At 54.2% G+C, this 456-nt stretch carries 1 protein-coding gene; it reads right to left on the bottom strand.

The window, feature by feature from the left end; translation table 11 throughout:
* Positions 1-105: LysR family transcriptional regulator (locus G1E_RS29470; protein ID WP_256220443.1), on the bottom strand; the 105-nt coding region annotated here is incomplete at its 3' end.
* Positions 106-456: the final 351 nt, after the last annotated feature.

Here is a 456-nt window from a genome sequence, read left to right as displayed (position 1 = left end):
CTGGGTCAGGTGCAGCTCTTGCGCCGCACGGGTGAAGCTGAGATGGCGGGCGGCCGCTTCGAAACACTGAAGGGCGGTGGTCGAGGGCATCAGGCGTTTGGACATGACGGGCGAATACCGAGCAAAAAAGTGAGGAGTTCATTCCAAAACGGAATCATGTGTTTCGAAAAGGTCGTTTGTTGACCCCGGCCTATAGATTAATACTGACCTGGATCAACAATGACAACCGGTCATGTAAAGAGGAGGTCGTTAACCCGCTTTTGGTCTTTGCAAAACAACAACAACGCGCATCAGAAATTTAAAAGAATTCTGCTCCGACCTTCAGCCGCCATGCCGCGGCCGACCCATTCGAGGGTTCTTCATGGCTTCTCACGACAACAAGAAACAGCGCTCCTTGCAGCACGGCCTGACCTCGCGCCAGGTGTCCATGATTTCCATCGCCGGCATCATCGGCGC

Origin of the sequence: Pseudomonas sp. TJI-51, assembly GCF_000190455.2 — a bacterium.
Classification (GTDB): domain Bacteria; phylum Pseudomonadota; class Gammaproteobacteria; order Pseudomonadales; family Pseudomonadaceae; genus Aquipseudomonas; species Aquipseudomonas juntendi.
Note: the sequence above shows the minus strand (reverse complement) of the source record. Positions and strands in the feature narration are given on the sequence as shown.